At 68.2% G+C, this 15,854-nt stretch carries 18 protein-coding genes; 12 read left to right on the forward strand and 6 right to left on the reverse strand.

The window, feature by feature from the left end; translation table 11 throughout:
- Positions 1-103: 103 nt before the first annotated feature.
- Positions 104-907, forward strand: coding sequence for an aminoglycoside phosphotransferase (locus ACWDO5_RS24615; RefSeq protein WP_450532529.1), 804 nt, complete (start codon positions 104-106; stop codon positions 905-907).
- A 49-nt stretch (positions 908-956) separates the two neighbouring features.
- Positions 957-1,205, forward strand: coding sequence for a hypothetical protein (locus tag ACWDO5_RS24620; protein ID WP_450532511.1), 249 nt, complete (start codon positions 957-959; stop codon positions 1,203-1,205).
- On the opposite strand, the gene ACWDO5_RS24625 is transcribed toward ACWDO5_RS24620, so the two are convergent.
- A complete protein-coding gene (locus ACWDO5_RS24625; protein WP_450532512.1) occupies positions 1,142-2,755 on the reverse strand; it encodes a hypothetical protein in 1,614 nt (537 codons plus the stop codon). The two genes, ACWDO5_RS24620 and ACWDO5_RS24625, sit on opposite strands and share 64 nt — an antisense overlap.
- A gap of 296 nt (positions 2,756-3,051) precedes the next feature.
- Between ACWDO5_RS24625 and ACWDO5_RS24630 the strand changes: the two genes are divergently transcribed.
- Together ACWDO5_RS24630 and ACWDO5_RS24635 are read left to right on the forward strand one after the other, a co-directional pair.
- On the forward strand, positions 3,052-3,231 hold the full coding sequence (locus ACWDO5_RS24630; protein ID WP_450532513.1) for a type I restriction enzyme endonuclease domain-containing protein: 180 nt from the start codon (positions 3,052-3,054) through the stop codon (positions 3,229-3,231).
- Positions 3,232-3,520: 289 nt separating this feature from the next.
- Positions 3,521-4,915, forward strand: a complete 1,395-nt coding sequence (locus ACWDO5_RS24635) for a hypothetical protein (RefSeq protein WP_450532514.1) — start codon at positions 3,521-3,523, stop codon at positions 4,913-4,915.
- 273 nt (positions 4,916-5,188) lie between these two features.
- Here ACWDO5_RS24635 and ACWDO5_RS24640 read toward each other — a convergent pair whose 3' ends face one another.
- Together ACWDO5_RS24640 and ACWDO5_RS24645 are read right to left on the reverse strand one after the other, a co-directional pair.
- The gene (locus ACWDO5_RS24640; protein WP_450532515.1) at positions 5,189-5,527 is read right to left on the reverse strand and encodes a thioredoxin family protein; all 339 of its coding nucleotides are present in this window, start codon (positions 5,525-5,527) and stop codon (positions 5,189-5,191) included.
- A gap of 80 nt (positions 5,528-5,607) precedes the next feature.
- Positions 5,608-7,026 carry a DEAD/DEAH box helicase gene (locus ACWDO5_RS24645; RefSeq protein WP_450532517.1) on the reverse strand — a complete coding sequence of 473 codons (1,419 nt, stop codon included), beginning with the start codon at positions 7,024-7,026 and terminating at the stop codon, positions 5,608-5,610.
- Between the two features lie 78 nt (positions 7,027-7,104).
- Here ACWDO5_RS24645 and ACWDO5_RS24650 point away from each other — a divergent pair, with 78 nt between their 5' ends.
- From ACWDO5_RS24650 to ACWDO5_RS24665, 4 genes are all read left to right on the forward strand, one after another.
- The gene (locus ACWDO5_RS24650; protein WP_450532518.1) at positions 7,105-7,356 is read left to right on the forward strand and encodes a hypothetical protein; all 252 of its coding nucleotides are present in this window, start codon (positions 7,105-7,107) and stop codon (positions 7,354-7,356) included.
- 163 nt (positions 7,357-7,519) lie between these two features.
- Positions 7,520-7,735 carry a DUF6243 family protein gene (locus tag ACWDO5_RS24655; RefSeq protein WP_450532520.1) on the forward strand — a complete coding sequence of 72 codons (216 nt, stop codon included), beginning with the start codon at positions 7,520-7,522 and terminating at the stop codon, positions 7,733-7,735.
- A 411-nt stretch (positions 7,736-8,146) separates the two neighbouring features.
- Positions 8,147-8,494, forward strand: coding sequence for a transcriptional regulator (locus ACWDO5_RS24660; protein WP_450532521.1), 348 nt, complete (start codon positions 8,147-8,149; stop codon positions 8,492-8,494).
- Positions 8,491-9,162, forward strand: coding sequence for a nucleotidyl transferase AbiEii/AbiGii toxin family protein (locus tag ACWDO5_RS24665; protein ID WP_450532522.1), 672 nt, complete (start codon positions 8,491-8,493; stop codon positions 9,160-9,162). The genes ACWDO5_RS24660 and ACWDO5_RS24665 overlap by 4 nt, the downstream gene beginning before the upstream one ends.
- 833 nt (positions 9,163-9,995) lie before the next feature.
- Here the strand turns inward: ACWDO5_RS24665 and ACWDO5_RS24670 are convergent.
- Positions 9,996-10,823: an alpha/beta fold hydrolase gene (locus ACWDO5_RS24670; protein WP_450532523.1), complete on the reverse strand. Its 828-nt coding sequence runs from the start codon at positions 10,821-10,823 to the stop codon at positions 9,996-9,998.
- Between the two features lie 75 nt (positions 10,824-10,898).
- Between ACWDO5_RS24670 and ACWDO5_RS24675 the strand changes: the two genes are divergently transcribed.
- The 4 genes from ACWDO5_RS24675 (at position 10,899) to ACWDO5_RS24690 (ending at position 13,830) form a co-directional block, all read left to right on the forward strand.
- On the forward strand, positions 10,899-11,501 hold the full coding sequence (locus tag ACWDO5_RS24675) for a sigma-70 family RNA polymerase sigma factor (protein ID WP_450532524.1): 603 nt from the start codon (positions 10,899-10,901) through the stop codon (positions 11,499-11,501).
- On the forward strand, positions 11,443-12,087 hold the full coding sequence (locus ACWDO5_RS24680; RefSeq protein ID WP_450532530.1) for a lanthionine synthetase LanC family protein: 645 nt from the start codon (positions 11,443-11,445) through the stop codon (positions 12,085-12,087). The genes ACWDO5_RS24675 and ACWDO5_RS24680 overlap by 59 nt, the downstream gene beginning before the upstream one ends.
- A 26-nt stretch (positions 12,088-12,113) precedes the next feature.
- On the forward strand, positions 12,114-12,929 hold the full coding sequence (locus tag ACWDO5_RS24685; RefSeq protein ID WP_450532525.1) for a thiopeptide-type bacteriocin biosynthesis protein: 816 nt from the start codon (positions 12,114-12,116) through the stop codon (positions 12,927-12,929).
- Positions 12,930-13,197: 268 nt separating this feature from the next.
- Positions 13,198-13,830: a malonic semialdehyde reductase gene (locus ACWDO5_RS24690; RefSeq protein WP_450532526.1), complete on the forward strand. Its 633-nt coding sequence runs from the start codon at positions 13,198-13,200 to the stop codon at positions 13,828-13,830.
- Between the two features lie 87 nt (positions 13,831-13,917).
- Here ACWDO5_RS24690 and ACWDO5_RS24695 read toward each other — a convergent pair whose 3' ends face one another.
- Positions 13,918-14,316 (reverse strand): hemerythrin domain-containing protein, encoded by a 399-nt coding sequence (locus ACWDO5_RS24695; protein WP_450532527.1) that lies wholly within the window; start codon positions 14,314-14,316, stop codon positions 13,918-13,920.
- A gap of 225 nt (positions 14,317-14,541) precedes the next feature.
- The coding region (locus ACWDO5_RS24700) for an ATP-binding SpoIIE family protein phosphatase (RefSeq protein ID WP_450532528.1) at positions 14,542-15,854 on the reverse strand (1,313 nt) is incomplete at its 5' end.

The following is a 15,854-nucleotide window of genomic DNA, read 5'->3' on the forward strand; positions in this document are numbered from 1 at the left end:
CCCGCCACGACCCCCCATACGCCCCCCCACCGCCCCCCCCCGGCCCACCCCTGGCCGGGGCGGCACTCTCTGTACCCGAGCATCCGAGGAACCGCGCGTGTCCATGTCCCGCATCCCCTTCGAGCAGCTCCCCGCCGACGTCCGCCGGGCAATCACGGACAAGACAGGCTCCGTGCACAAGGCGCTGACCGCGCAGGGCGGCATGAACTCCAGCATCGCCACCGTGCTGGAGACCGAGAGCGGCAGCGTCTTCGTGAAGGGCATCCCCGCCGACCATCCCCAGGTCGGTGCGCAGCGCCGTGAGGCGGCGGTCGCCCCTCACCTGCCGGCATCCTGCCCACGCCTGTACTGGCACCTAGAACTCGACGGCTGGAGCCTCCTCGGCTACGAAGTGGTCGACGGACGCCACGCCGACTACGCGCCCGGCTCGCCCGACCTGCCGCTTGTGGAAGCCGCGCTCACCGAGCTGCAAGGGATCACGGCCCCGACCGACATCGAGATCAAGGACGCCGTGGACCGGTGGGCGGACTACGCCCCGCCGGGGACGCTGCAGTACTTCAGCGGCGACGAGCTCCTGCACACCGACTTCGCACCGGACAACGTCCTGATCGTCGGCGCTCGGGCCCGGATCGTCGACTGGGCCTGGCCGACGCGGGGCGCGGCCTGGATCGACCCGGGTGCCCTGGCACTGCGGCTCATGGACGCCGGGCACCCGGTAGAGGCTGCGGTCGCGTTCGCTGGGCGTTTCCCGTCGTGGCGCGACGCCGAGCCGGAAGCGCTCGCGGCGTTCGGCGCGGCCACGGCAGCGCTGTGGCGGGAGATCGCCGAGGTGGACGGGACGGCGTGGAAACTGGGGATGGGGGAACAGGCGGAGACACTCGCGCACGTCCTATGCGGAGGGTTGTAGTCGCTCTCCATCTCACGACCCGACTGCGTGCCGCACCGAAGGAGTTCAGGTGGCCGACCTGACGCCCAGCCAGCGCATGCGAAACTTCGGCGTCGTCCAGCACAGCGCCGACATCCTCAGCCAACCGGCCCGCGCCTTCGACCTGCCAGGCCAGCGGGACGAGGCCGAGCGCGTCACAGACGAACTGCTCGCCGCCATGGAACGCATCGGCCAGGCCCATGCCCTTCGCCCGCCTCATCCACCACGACCCGACTGCGTGCCGTACCGAGTGACCGCAGCGGATCCGAGCCCGCAGTGAAAGCGCAGTAGGCGGACCCGGTCTGGGCCGAGCACGTCTTCGGCGTCGCATAGTTGCTTGGTGAGCGCGTCGGCGGTACGACCTTGTGGCATCGAGTATGTGGTGGCGGCTTCGCGACTGAGCCAGGTCGCGATGTCGTTGCGGGCGCGGTTGCGCATCGAGGGGGATGGGTCGGCGACGAGTTCGAGGTCGATGAGCAGTCGAGTCCAGGTGTCCCGTTCGTGCAGCAACCGGTAGGCAGCCACACGGATGTGGTGAGGGTTACTCACGGCAAGGAGTTCCCTGAGGCGTGGTAGATCGAGGCGGGATGCCCAGGGGCGCAGCCCGATGGTGACCTGCCGGGTGACCGCGCCGGACGGGTCGGTGAGCATGGCGGAGAGGGTGTCCGGGTCGGCTGCGCCCAAGCGTCGCAGTGCGCGCACGGCCTCTGCTCGTCCGCGGGGCTGCGGGTGATCGAGCCAAGGCGAGATGAGGCCGACGTGGTCAGCGGTCCCGGTCTCAGCAAGGCCGGCGATGGCCCCTGGCTCGGGGCGGGACGTCGTGACGAGGCGCCGATATTGCTCCACCGGGTCGGACCCGGCGCGGCGCAGCGCGGCCTGGGCGACTGCCCGCACGATCGGGTTGCGGTCGGCAAGTGCGGCGGTTGCGGGGGTGATGTCACCTCCTTGGGCCAGCCTGTGCACCGCCTCTGCGCGGACCATCGCGGTGCCGCTGGACAGCAAGGGACGGACGAGATCAACGGCTCCGGCCGCGGCGGCAGCCTGCACGGCAGCTTCGGCGCACCGGATCCGGGTCAGCAGATCGCCGTCGTGTTCAGCGGCGTGGAGCATCTGCGCCAGGTCGAGTCGGCCGGCGGCGAGCGCGGTCAGGTGTGCGGCGCGGCGGGTGCGCCAGTCCGGGGCCGCAAGGGCGGCAGTCAGCAACTGGGCCGGACCTTCCCGGAACACGGTTTCGATGCGGTCGGCCAGCCAGCGGCCCTCACGCCGTTCCCTCAGGGCCAAGGCGACCCCCGCGACCGCGACCAGCGCCGTAGCAGAGGGCTCGGCGAGGGGGCGCTCGAGCGCCGCCCGGGCACGGTCACGGACCTGCGGGACCCAGTCCGATGCCCGCAGCGCCAGGGCAGGTACGAGGGTGTCGTTGTGTTCGGCCAGATACATAACGGCGGCTTCACGGACGTGGCCGTCGGAGTGGAACGCAGCAAGCGCGAGCCCCAGAGGGGAAAGCTCGCCATGCAGCAGCCGCTGTACCGCGACCGCTGACCAACGCGGAGCCCGCAACCACGCACGGCGTGTCGCCTCATCGAGCATGAGCCACAAACGGGGGGATGCCCGCTGCAGGAGATGTCCCGTTCCAACCAGCAACTCCGGAGCACCGTCGCGGTCAACAGCGATGAGCAACCCGGCCAGTTCATCGGCATTGCGGCCCATCTGGGACTCGACAGCGGCTGCGGCATCGCGGAGTTGCTGCACGGTTGGCCGGACGGGCAGGTGGTCGTCGAGCACGTACGGTGGGACGCCGAGAACGTCGGCTCGGGCACGGAGTCGCCGCATCAGCTTCTGTCCAAGAATGCTGCTCAGGCACGCCCCCTACGGTTCAGCAGACTGGCCGCTCATGCGGCCGAGACTCGAGGATCCTCGCAGCCCACCCGTTGCGCGAGCGATTTTAGGGTGGCAGCAGTGTCAGGCTTGGGAGGCCGCTCGCCTCTCTGCCATTACAGTAACGTTGCCGAGAAGACCTCAATGAGTTGATAACCATCAACTCAAATGAGTGTGACGGAAGTTGATCGCCCTGGCATTCCTCCCCGGATGGGCCACAGCCGTCGCGCCAGTTCGTCCAGGATGAGCCGGTGGTGCCTGGTTACCGGGCGCGGCAGGTGTCGCATGAGCTGGAACGCCCTGCGGTGCAGCTCCTCCTGGCCCGCCACAACTACCCGCCGGACCAGGAAGTCGAGGCGATCAACCTGGTCCTGAAGCAGATGGAGCACTTCGCCAACGAGTGGTCCCAGGACGGCACCGCTGCGGGATGACCGCCCGCACGTACCCCGCCCGTCTCCCGGGGCCCGCCCCCACCGGGGTGGGCCCGGCGGGTATCCCCCTGCGCCCTCGTCCCGCGTCACCGGTCCCCGGCACTTCCACGCGGGCCCGGCTTCAGAGTGGCACATCAGGAGGTGCGCCGGTTCGATAGCGGCCGTCTGCGGCCGAACTCCCGCACTCCGATGCTCGCCTGCGCCCCACATGCGCCCTGTGTACGCGTCTGGTTCGCCACGTACGTTTCACCCGCGTCTGCCATTCCGCGTCAGTCATGGGGGGAACGGGTTGAAGCCAGCCGGGGATGTCCTGAGGGATCTCGTTCAGCTGTCCAGCGTCTCGGTCGATTCGGGCCCTGGACTGGTCGGCCGTGTAGAAGCTGTCGCCGAAGCTGATGACAAGGCGCGCGAGGAGAAGCAGGAGCAGGAGGACAAGAAGAAGAGCGACGACGAGGAGAAGCTCCGCCGGAAGCCAGTCCTCGCGTCGATACCGGAGAAGGAGCTGGCGCGACGCGTCCAGTTGGCGCCCTGGGAGCTGCTGCATGCTCTCGGCAGCTCCATGGCGCTCTCCCGCAGGGGCGCCGGGCGTGGCCTTGCCGAGCACTGGGGCTGCCTCAAGTACAACCAGGCCTTGACCGGCAATCTTGATTCTTTCCTCGCCCTGTCCGCCGAAGGCCGGGACACAGCGGACTACTACAAAGCGCTCCAGTCGAGTGAGCTTGGTGTCGGCTTCGGCCTTGTGCTCGCCGAGCGACTTCTTGGGCGTCGCTACCCGGACTACTCCGTATCGATCGTTCCTGCGGACACTGCGCTCCGTGCGGGATGGGCTCTCACCAGCAGAGACAAAGGCCACCGCGTCGGCTACCGCTACCGTCCACAGTTCTTCGCTGAGATATGGAAGCCCGGCGAAACGTCGCAGGTCATCCCGATCGCGTGCAAGGGCAACCACAGCAATGCCGCCGCCTCCCACGACCAGCTCGTATCAGCATCCACGCATGTGGAAGCTGTTCACATCGGTGCCTGGAACGAGACTCCTGCCCTGATCTTCAGCACCGAGCTCCCCATCGACGGCATGCTCACCGTGCACGCCCTGCAGGCCCCTGGAAACGGCGGCTGGCTCCGCACCAAGGCGGACTCCCCCGGCACCGGCCTGAACCACCAAGTCCAAGAAGAGAACATCTTCCCGGGCATCCAACCGCCTGCCAAGGGCGACGAGACTCCGGACAAAGAGCCCGGCTACCACGTCCAACACGACCACTACCGGTGGTTCCAGCAAGTCCTCGCCCGTACTGCCGCCGCCGGACTCGGCGCATTTGCCGGCGACGGGGACACCGCCGCCGAGTACCTTACGAAGCGCCAGGGACGCGACCGCTTCACCGGCTTCGCGCATGCAGCGGTGGGCAGTGTGCGCGATGCCGACCACGAGCTCTTGGGCAAGCAGTTCGTCGGCACCGATCACGTCTTCCGTCTGAACAGGACCCGAGTCGAGGCGTTCTCCGGAGTGGCGGAAGATCTCTTCGCCCACTTGGTGAAGGGGCAGGTCGAGCAGTACCGAAGCGACGCCTATGCCCGACGGGCGAGCCTGCCCCGCGTCGGCTGGGACGAGAACTGGGGCGGCCCGGTATCGATCCGCCAAGATGGCTCGGTGCTGGCGATTCGCCTGCTCCCCTCGAGAAGTGAGTGACCCTCCCCCACGCGAATAGCTCCAAGCACCGCGCAGAACGATAGGCGGGCGACCGAGGGGATGGCCTGAGGGTTGCAGTTTGGGTTGCATTCACCCCCGTTCAGCCTGGTGCGGGCGGCCGCGATCGAACCTATGCGCCGCAGGTCAGGACGCTGGCGGGCCACCCTGTACACCCGGACGAACAGTTGGAAAGCGTGTGGGGGCCACCCCTCACGAGTTCGAATCTCGTATCCTCCGCCGTTGCTCCCACCGTGCAATACGTCTGCGGCCTGCTCACAGGTGGGCGTCCAGGAACTCGCCGAGCGCTGTCCTGGACATCGGACCGCTCCTGTCCGCCATCGGCTCGCCCCGATCGATCAGCACGAAGGAGGGCGCGCCGGTGACGCCGTACCGCCGTACGGGGCGGGGGCACCTTGTGATGTCGGCCCGCATGACGATCAGTCGGCCCTCGTAGGCGTCGGCGACCTCCCGCACCAGGGGATCCATTTCCTTGCATGCTGGCGCGGCCTTGGGCCACACCCCGTGGAAGTACGCGAGCACCGGCACGTCCGCCCTCGCCAGGATGAACTCGAACTCGGCGTCCTCATGGGGTTGTTGGACCCTGTTTGCCATCGGCACTCCTTGACGCTCCACTCGGTGCGAGGCAGTGGGTGCCTCCTTGTGTCTCCCGACCGCGACGGCCGTACCGCCCGTCAGTGGGCCCTGCGCGCTCGGGCGGCCTTGCGGGCCTCCGCCATCGTGCGCGCCTCCGCGGCCTTGCGGGATTCCTTCGGCGGGCGGCCCGCGCGGGTACCCAGACCCCGGAACGCCGCGTTGCCGGTCTTCGCCCCGTCCTGCACCGGCGGGCGCTTCGCGCCTGTGATGCTGGTCAGCCTCTCCTCGCCGGAGCGAATCTGAGCGACCGTGGGCCGGATCCCGGCGTCCGACATCATCCGGTTCACGTCCCGGCGCTGGCCGGGCGTGACCAGCGTGACTACGCTTCCGGACTCCCCGGCACGCGCGGTGCGCCCGCCGCGGTGGAGGTAGTCCTTGGGGTCGGAGGGCGGATCCACGTTGACGACGAGGTCCAGGTGCTCGACGTGGATGCCACGGGCAGCGACGTTGGTGGCCACCAGCACCGTGATCTCGCCGTCCTTGAACTGGGCCAGCGTGTGCGTGCGCTGCGGCTGCGACTTCCCGCTGTGCAGAGCACCCGCCTGTATGCCGCTGCTCCGCAAGTGGCGGGTGAACTGGTCCACACCGTGCTTGGTTCCCAGGAACATCAGCACCCGCCCGTCCCGAGCCGCGATCTCGGTGGCTGTCGCGTACTTGTCGGCGGGATGGACGTTCAGTACGTGGTGGTCCATCGTCGCGATCAAGCTCTCCGCCCGATCGACCGCGGCGAACACCGGCTCACTCAGATATTGCCTGACCAGTTGATCGACGTTGCGGTCGAGCGTCGCGGAGAACAGCATCCGCTGCCCGCCGGGGGGCGTCCGGTCCAGGGTCTCCGAGACCTGCGGCAGGAAACCCATGTCGCACATCTGGTCCGCCTCGTCCAGCACCGCGATCCGCACCCGGTCCAGGTGACAGTCCCGCCGGGCGACGAGATCGGCCAGCCGTCCCGGCGTCGCCACCACGACCTCGGCACCCGCCCGGAGCGCCGCCACCTGCCGGCCGATCGCCAGCCCGCCGACCACAGTCACCGAGCGTAGCCCGAGCGCCTCCGCGTAGGGAGCCAGTGCCTCGCTCACCTGCTGCGCGAGTTCCCTTGTCGGCACCAGGACCAGCGCGAGAGGGCGCTTCGGTTCGGCGCGCCGGCCCGCCGTACGTGCGAGGAGCGCAAGCCCGAAGGCGAGGGTCTTTCCCGAGCCGGTCCGCGCGCGGCCGAGGACATCCCGGCCGGCCAGCGCGCTCGGCAGGGTGGCCGCCTGGATCGGGAATGGCTCCCGTACCCCGAGCCCCGCCAGCACCCCCATCAGCTCGACCGGCATTTCCAGCTCCGCGAAGGAGCCGGCCGGCGGGAGGCCGGGCGCCCGTGTCCCCGGCACCGAGAGCTCGCCCCGCGGGGCCCTCCCCTGGTCGGACCTACCGGGTCCGGAGCGACCGGAGGCCGACTGCTTCGCCTTCATTGGGGGTTCCTCGTTTCGGCGCCCTGAACGGACCTGGGCCCGTACCTTGTCCGGCACGGGCCCAGGCTCTCTGCAAGCGTGACCCAACCTTACCAGCGCGGGCCTCGCGCCAGCCGTTCCGCCGCCCGGCCGGGCACCCGCCCCGGGGATCGTCACGCGCTGAAGGCCGGTAAGCCCCTCGACATCCGGGATGCTCTTGCCGAGCGGTACAAGGGTTCCTGCCGTGGCCGGGCGCTGGACGCGATTGCCCCGCGGCTGGAGACCATGGCGGGCACGGTCGGGGCGCGGGCGATCGGGGAGTTCGGGATCGATGTCTCACGCTTGCACTGATACATGACCAGCATGTCCGTGCACGGCGCATACTCGGCCGAAGGCCAGGACGCCGATTTACGAGCGAGAGCCTGATGGGCCCCCGCTGACGTCCCTCGACGTCGCCGCGCCCGTCCCCCACCGATGAATCCGTAGATCACTTCACATCATTCCGGGAGAACCTATGACCGTGAGCAAGAACATCAACAACCCTGTGGGCATGGGCGGCGGCCAGCGCAAGAGGCTGTCCCGCGCCGAACGGCAGAATAATGGCCCGCACCGCAACCTCGACCGCAAGGGCGCCGCCGACCGGAAGGCGGAGCTGGTGCGCAAGATCCGTGAGAAGGCAGGCGCAGCCGAGGGCGCCGGGCAGACGGGCGACGACATCGCACAGAGCTGACGCATCACTGTCGCAGGGCGGCACCGCACGGGGCAGGGCCAGGGCCGCGACGCACAGTCCGGGCCCCGCTGCCGTACCGGGGGTCTGCGGCCGTACCGAACGTGGCCGCTCCCGCTCAGCTCTCGGCCGACCACCAGCGTCTCAGCTGACCACCCGGGGATGGGTGCCACTACGTGCCAGTTCCCAAGCTCAGAGCGCGAGTTCGATTCTCGTCACCCGCTCCACACAAAAGCCCCAGGCCAACGGTCCGGGGCTTTGTTGTTTGGCCGCATGTCGTCACGGGCCGGCCGAGCACCTCGCGCCGGTTCCACACTCACGTCGCTTGCCGGAGCCGGCCTCCTCCTACCCGCAGGCCACGCATACGTCTCAAAGCAGGAGGCTCATCGTGAGTTCCTACGGGATAATCAAGGCATGGCATCACAGCCCAACGTCTCCGAGCTCCGCCGCGCCAAGTTCGCCCGGCGCATGCCCACGGAGCTCTCCGTGCTCGCCGGCCCGGCACACGGCGCTGTGAGCCTGCCGCTTCACTTGGCGTGGTCAGGACTGACCCGGTTCGATCTCGATCAGCCCCGGCTGCGGATGAGCTGCTACCGGATCGTCCTGGCCGAGGGCATACACGACGACCTGGTCCAGTACCTCAATCGCGACCTCCTCATCGACATGTGGCCTACGCTGCGCACCCTGATCAGTCGCGATATCCGTGATGTCTGGGAGAGCGCCTTCGGCGAGCTGGCTCATGCGATTCGGGCTGTTGCGTGAATCTCACAGAACTGCATCGACGCCTGCTGGCAGACGTACTCGCCGTGGGCGGCACGTACCCTCTCGCGCTCGCCGGTGGCTACGCCGTCCAGGCGCACGGCCTGGTCGACCGGCTCAGCCAGGACCTCGATGTCGCGACCGAGAACCCGGAACGCATGGAGGACATCGCCGCTGCCGTACGCACAGGGTTGGAGGAACACGGATGGCGCGTACGGGCTCTGGAGACGGACCCGCTGTCCGCGCGGCTGATCGTCACCGATCCCACCAGCCATGAAGAGTGTGAGGTCGACATCCTCAAGGAAGCACTCTGGCGGCCGCCTGTGAACACCGAACACGGATTGGTGCTCTCTCTCGAAGACGTCGTCGGCACCAAAGTCCGCGCACTGGCCGACCGCGGACTCGCCCGTGACCTGATCGACGTACGAGCCGCCGCAGACCGCTGGAGTCACACCGAACTCGAAGAGCTCGGACGGCGCCACGCCCGCGACTCCTTCGACCTCACCGATCTCCAGGCCCGCCTGGGCGGAGCCGACTGGATCGACGACACCGAATTCGCCGCCTACGGCCTCGACGAGCACTCGATCACCACCCTGCGGCAGTGGGCACAGACATGGGCCGACGACATCGCCGAACGGCTCCAAGAGCTGGAAGCTCCCCACGACAACTGATGACTTCACACCACGCGGGTCGCTTCGACGAAGACGTTGATCCCTGACCAGACCCCCGCTCGACGGAAGACTCGCGAAAGCAATCCGCAAGGGAAGTCGGCTTCGCCGGTCGGCAATACTCAGGATGCAAGGGCCGGCAGACCCGGAAGCCGCGCACCTCCGAGCGATCGTGCCCCATCCGTGCCCCTTCAGAGCGGTCAACAGCGGTCAACCGGGGTACCGAGATGCCGTGCCGAGCACGCACCTGGTTTGACATACCCGCAGGTCAGGATGCATGCCGTCACCTGACGCGCCGGTGATTCCCAAGCTCAGAGCGCGAGTTCGATTCTCGTCACCCGCTCCATACGAAAGCCCCAGGCCAGCGGCCCGGGGCTTGCTTGTTGTCCAGACCAATCTGGGGGCGGCCAGCCCTCCATCAGCCCTATCTACGGGCAAAGGCGGGGACTCAGCGCACTTCAGCCCCAGTTCGCAGACCCGAAGATCCGATCGTCTCAAATTGCGAGACGCATTTTCAGTGACCGCGTCACATAAACCTGTTCGGCCGTGTTCATTGCACGCGCGAAGTGGCCCTAGGTTGTCTGACAAATGATCAGGAGTCGGCTCCCGGTGAAGACCTGCTCGACGGCAAGCTCAAGCAGTCCCAGGGTCGTGACCCCGCTACGAAAAAGCGCGGCTGCATATCAACTTCCTGGGCCGCTACCGAGTTCCGCTCCAGCGGGCCAGGCCAGAGCCTGCGTCCACTGCGCGACCCTGACGCCGCCGAAGACGTCGATGACGAGGAGTGACGGCCTCGGCCTGGGTTCATTTCAGGCTCCAGGGGCGTGAGCAGGTCCTCAACCCAGGAATGCCGCAGTGGTCGCCACGAACCGGTCGGCGTCATCGAGCCAGGGGTAGTGGCCCGCCCCCGACTGCACCACGAGCGTGGCATCAGGGAACCGCCCCGCGAACTCGGCCGCCGACTGAGGGGGGCTATTCAAGTCGAACTCTCCGGCGAGCAGCAGGACGGGGATCCCGCAGGCGGCGAGCGCCGCGCGGGTGGTCTCCGGGTCGAAGGCCCCCTCGGCCGCGAAGAGAGTGACAGCCTCCATGTTGCTCGGCTGGCTGGCCGCACGGTGCTTCTGTGCCGCGGTGTCCCACCGGCCGTAGACGAAGGGGGCGATGGCCTCCCAATCGCTGCCCGTGCCCTCGGCGATCGCCTCCAAGGCGGCGAACGCCGCCGGGAACCACGGCTCGTTCTTCCGAAGCTGCGCGAGCTCGCGTCGCGTCCCCCCAGTGATCGCTATACCGACAGCTCGGGTACTGGGGCCGATCAAGGCGAGCTTGCTGACGTTCTTCGGATACCGGGCCGCGTATTGCGTCGCAATATTCGTGCCGGCGGAGTGGCCAAGCAGGTCCATCCGGGGAAGCCTGAGGTGTTCGCGCAGCGCCTCGACATCGTCGACCAGGCGATCGCAGCGGTAGGAGGAGGTGTCTTCGGGAATCGCGGACTGGCCGGTGCCGCGCAGGTCCAGGACGATCAGCCGGCGGTGCGCGGACAGGCCGCCGAGGTCGCCGAGGTAGACGGAGTCCGTGGGACCTCCCGGGATACACACGACCGGGTCGCCGTCTCCGATCATGCGGTAGGCGAGCCGGGTTCCGTCAGGTGCGGAGAAGGTAGGCATGACATGGATCCTGTCAGCCATAACCCGGTTATACAACCTAGTTATGGCGGTGTAACTCGGGTATATAACCGAGCTATGGCAGGCGAAGAGGACACGCATCAGAACCCAGAGACACTGACCGAGGAGCAGGCCGAGCGGATGCTCGCCGACATGAACGACGTGATCCGTGCGGGCGAGGAGATGCGGAAGCTACGCGCCGAAATGATCAAGCTGTTCGTCGGCTTCGGCTGGACCCAGGACAGGATTGCCCAGCTCACCGACATGAGTCAGCCCGCCGTGTCTAAGCAGGTGACGAAGTACAAGATGGGCGACCCACTGCCCCCGACGAGGCTCTCCCTCGACCAGCACGACACGCCCTGGCTTGAAGGACGCCTGTGGGGCCTCGCCGAGGAAATCTCCGAGACCTTCTACGACACCGCCCGCTGTACGCGCTACGTCAACGCCATCGCCCGGGGAAAGAAGCGCTTCACGCCCCAGAACGTCGACGAGCTGCGGCGTCTCCTCGAAGAGGACCTGATGCTGCATCAGGCGGAGATGCCCGGCAGCTACCGGGAGGCGTACGACGAGATCAGCCGTGGTCTCGACGTCCCCTCGAAGGTGACCACCACCGCATCAGCCTCTGTGCGTCGCACCCTCGCTCACCAGATCCAGCGCGACCGGCTCAGACGCGACGCCTAAGCTAAGCGTCCCTGGAACACGACGTCGGCTCAGAGCGCGCTCCCCAGCCAAGCTCCACTCTGTCACCGTTCCTGGGCAGAACAGCGCGATCGAGCGGATCTGCCGCTGGTTGGACCGGATACAACACGACCACCGAGGAACCCACTGGCCGCGGTGGACAACCGACACCACGACGGTCCACCGGCCCCCAGGCACACCGTCCTGGTGTTACGGCACTCCTGGTATCGCCCGCGCCCAGCAACTCGCCGCCCTCGCCCTCAGTGACGACCGCCGCAAGCGCATGGCCGAGCACGCCCTTCTCTACTGCCTCGCTGATCCCCACCAGCTCGGCATGCTCACCGGCCGCGGCCTGTGCCACGGCGTCGGCGGCCTCATCCGTGTGGTCCAGCGCGTCGCCCAGGACGCCGAAAAGCCTGCCGACTTCACCAACTTCCTGCCGCAGCTCAGCGAACGTTTCCTCGTCGCCGGGCCTCCAGCAGAGGCCGGTTTCCTCGAAGGCGCCACCGGGGCCTCGCTTGCCTTCCAAGACATTGAGGCCAGCGCTGCACAGAGCAGCGACTGGGATGCCTGCCTGCTCCTCGTCTAATGGCGCCACCGAAGGGAAGCAAGAGGTTGGAGCGGTACAGCAGCAGCGCGGCCGAAGAAGCCGTGCTCTCCGTCTTGGCCGGCACACCGATCGAGGAGGCCGCCACTCGGGCGCACTCCTCACCGAGGCATCTGGCCGAAGACGTCGAGACGTACCGAAGGGGCGGGCGGGCGGCACTCGACGCCCGGTCGGCCGCCGCCTCCGAGTGGCAGCAGATCAACATCGAATTCGTCGAATACCCGACTGCCCGACAAGCCTTCCACGCGTACCTGTTGCCACCTCTACGCAGAGCGCACGTCGGCGGTTCCGTAGGGGCCTGGTGGTTCGTCCGCAAGTTCCCTTGTTGGCGCATCCGCTTTGCGCACGGACCGCAGACGACAGGCGAAGGCGCGGCTAAACCCGTCCGCGAAGCACTCGACAGCGCGGTCTCGTGGGGCGTGGTCAAGCGGTGGTGGCCATCATCGTACGAACCCGAGACCACGGCCTTCGGCGGCCCCGAAGGAATGGAGATCGCCCATGCTCTCTTCCATGCCGACAGCGTCGGGGTCCTCGACTATCTGCATTCGGGGGCAGAGGGCCACGGCCAGATCGATGCCAAGGCGACCTCCCTGATCATCACCAGCATCCTCCTGCGCGCCGCTGGCCAGGAATGGAGCGAGCAAGGCGACGTGTGGGCACGGGTCGAAACCAAGCGCCCCCTCCCCGAGGACGTCCCGGCCGAGCGCGTCAGCGCGATGACCGCCGCGTTGCACAGGCTCCTGACGATCGACACCGCCTCGGTCCTCGCAGATGGCAGCCCACTGGCTCACCTCGCCCCGTGGGCCGACGCGATCAGTCAATGACGGGCAAAGTGATATAGTTCGTTGCGCAACGAATTATCAAGGGTTAGAGTAGGCACCCCGCAGCAAGCGCCCAGTGTCGAGCGCCATAGACGGCCCGGCCGTCCGAGGCCAATTCGCAGATGCGCCCCCGGCAAGCGGACCGATGGCCGGCCGCCCGTGAGAACCGCCCCCCATCCCCCGACATGCCTCACAAGGGCGTGGCGAACGGCCATCCCATCAGGTGCCGTCCGCAGACAGAAGAACGCCGACCCGAGCAAAGGAATCACTTGTGACCACCACCGATGCCACTCCGCCTGATCACTTCGGGGAGCACCTCGCTCTCGAACCGACCGCTCGCCAGATGCTGTTCACCGACGCCCGCACGGCGAACAACTTCGCCGACGAGCCCGTCACGGACGAGCAGCTCCGCGCCATCTGGGAACTGGCCAAGTGGCCGCCGACCTCGGCGAACGTCAACCCCCTGCGGGTGCTCTACCTCCGCACGGGCGACGCGCGGGAGCGCCTGCTGCCCCACCTCGCCGAGGCCAATCGTGCCAAGAGCGCTTCAGCGCCGGTGACCGCCGTCCTGGCGTTCGACCCGCACTACACGGAGCATGTGCCGCGACTGCTGCCGTTCCGCCCGGAGATGAAGGAGATACTGGAAGCCGACCCTGACAACCACCAGGAGCAGGCGCGGTTCAACGCGGCGCTTCAAGCCGGCTACTTCCTCCTCTCGGTGCGGGCGGCCGGACTCGCCGCCGGACCGCTGGGCGGCTTCGACGCCGACGGGGTGAACCAGGAGTTCTTCGGGGAGTGCCGCTGGAAGTCCTTCCTCCTCGTCAACATCGGCAAGCCCGGCGAGAACCCCTGGTTCGAACGTCTGCCCCGGCTGGACTTCGAGGAAGCAGTGAGCCTCGTCTGAGCCATCCGAATCGGCCTGACCTGGCTGAATCCGGAGAGGCCTGGCGACATGTCGCAGGGCCTCTCCGGATTCTCCGGCGCAGATGGATCACTTCGGGCGGTTCCGGAAGAACCCGAAGCGTGCGAGGGGGCCGAGGAGTTCACGCTCCTCGTAGGCGAAGTGGGACAGGACAGTGTCGGTCAGCACATCGATCGCGGCCGTGATCGGGCCGTGGTCGCCCGGGTTGCGGGCGAGGTGGACCAGTGCGCGGTCCACGTCCGACAGCAGGAAGTGGATGGTGCGGTGTTCCTCGTCCAGCCGGTCGAGGACCGCCTGGAGACCGCGCTGGCTCTTCCGCAGATGCGGGAAGACGGCGCGGTCCTCCAGCCGATGCTGCTCGGTGAGCGAGCGGCCTGGGCCCGGCAGATCTCGCTGAACGCGCCGTCGGCGGTGCCGAGGGCCATGGTGTTCAGCCGGCCGCGGGCCCGGGAAATGGAGGCGCCGCACCCATTCACCTGCCGCAGAAGCTCGTGCACCTGGGTCAGCTCACGCCGGTAGTGGTTGTGCACCTCGATCAACCGGCGGGCCTCGTCGCGTCCCCGGCGGGTGAACACGACATCCCGGGGCGGCTCCGGGCCGCTCGGGCGGGTGGACTCCCAATTCTGCCCCCATCGCCGGGCAGCGATGTCCCGCCCTGCGGGAACCTCCTCCCCGGAGGACGGGCCTGTCCGATCAGTCGGCCGTGAGGGAGATGTCGGCCCAGATCGTCTTGCCGCTGGACGTGTAGCGGGTGCCCCAGCGCTGGGTGAGCTGGGCGACGAGCAGCAGGCACCGCCCGCCCTCGTCGAAGACGCGCGCCCGGCGCAGACGCGGGGAGGTGTAGCTGGCGTCGGACACTTCGCAGATCAGGACTCGCTGATGGATGAGGCGAAGCTGAATGGGGGGCAGCCCGTAGCGGATGGCATTGGTGACCAGCTCGCTGACCACCAACTCGGCGGTAAAGCTGAGTTCGTCTAGCCCCCAGTCGGCCAGACGGCCGACGGCGTCCGTACGGACCTGGGCGACGGCGGCTGGGTCGGGGGGCACTTCCCAGAAGGCGACCTGGCTATCGCTGAGGCGTTGAGTACGCGCGATCAGCAGAACGCTGTCGTCGTCGGGGCGGTCGGGAAGCAGGGCCGCGAACGCGTCGTCGCAGAGGGCGTCCAGTGACGGCGCGGGCCGGCCGGGGCGGTCGAGCACCCGGAGCAGGGTGTCGCGCCCCTCGTCTATGTCACGGCCGCGGGCCTCGATCAGGCCGTCGGTGTAGAGAGCGAGGAGACTGCCTTCCGCAAGGTCGAATTCGGCGGTCTCGAAGGGCAGGCCGCCCAGGCCGAGCGGTGGGCCGATGGGTACGTCGAGATTGTCCGCAGTGCCGTCCGGGCGGACCACGGCCGGCAAGGGGTGGCCCGCGCTGGTCAGGGAGCAGCGGCCGACGACGGGGTCGTAGACGACGTACAGACAGGTGGCGCCGATGTCACCGACGGCTTCGGCGTCGGCCTCGAAGTCCTCGGCGCCCAGCCGGATGACCACGTCGTCGAGGTGGGTGAGCAGTTCGTCGGGCGGCAGGTCGATGTCGGCCAGGGTGCGTACGGCGCTGCGCAGCCGTCCCATGGTGGCGGCGGCCTGGATGCCGTGGCCGACGACATCGCCGACGACCAGGGCGACCCGTGCGCCGGAGAGTGGGATGGTGTCGAACCAGTCGCCGCCGACGCCAGCCTGGCCCCCGGCTGGCAGATATCGGGAGGCGATCTCCAGCGCGACCTGGTCGGGGAGCGCCTGTGGCAGCAGGCTGCGCTGCAACGTCACGGCGGTCTGGCGCTCGCTGGTGTAGCGGCGGGCGTTGTCGATGCACACGGCCGCCCGGGCGGTGATCTCCTCCGCCAGGAGCATATCGTCGGATTCGAACGGCGCCATGACGGTGGGCAACGCGACCAGCGGCGGCAGTCTGCCCGCCCAGTTCCTCCCGGCCTGGCTGGAGCCGTTCTCCTCGGTGCTGCCGGTCGGTG

The sequence above is a fragment of the Streptomyces sp. NPDC000880 genome, assembly GCF_053599675.1.

Coding starts and splice junctions, on each gene's coding strand:
- ACWDO5_RS24615 (WP_450532529.1), top strand. CDS start 104: ATGTCCCGCATCCCCTTCGAGCAGCTCCCCGCCGACGTCCGCCGGGCA.
- ACWDO5_RS24625 (WP_450532512.1), bottom strand. CDS start 2,755: ATGCGGCGACTCCGTGCCCGAGCCGACGTTCTCGGCGTCCCACCGTAC.
- ACWDO5_RS24640 (WP_450532515.1), bottom strand. CDS start 5,527: ATGGCAAACAGGGTCCAACAACCCCATGAGGACGCCGAGTTCGAGTTC.
- ACWDO5_RS24645 (WP_450532517.1), bottom strand. CDS start 7,026: ATGAAGGCGAAGCAGTCGGCCTCCGGTCGCTCCGGACCCGGTAGGTCC.
- ACWDO5_RS24655 (WP_450532520.1), top strand. CDS start 7,520: ATGACCGTGAGCAAGAACATCAACAACCCTGTGGGCATGGGCGGCGGC.
- ACWDO5_RS24660 (WP_450532521.1), top strand. CDS start 8,147: ATGGCATCACAGCCCAACGTCTCCGAGCTCCGCCGCGCCAAGTTCGCC.
- ACWDO5_RS24670 (WP_450532523.1), bottom strand. CDS start 10,823: ATGCCTACCTTCTCCGCACCTGACGGAACCCGGCTCGCCTACCGCATG.
- ACWDO5_RS24675 (WP_450532524.1), top strand. CDS start 10,899: ATGGCAGGCGAAGAGGACACGCATCAGAACCCAGAGACACTGACCGAG.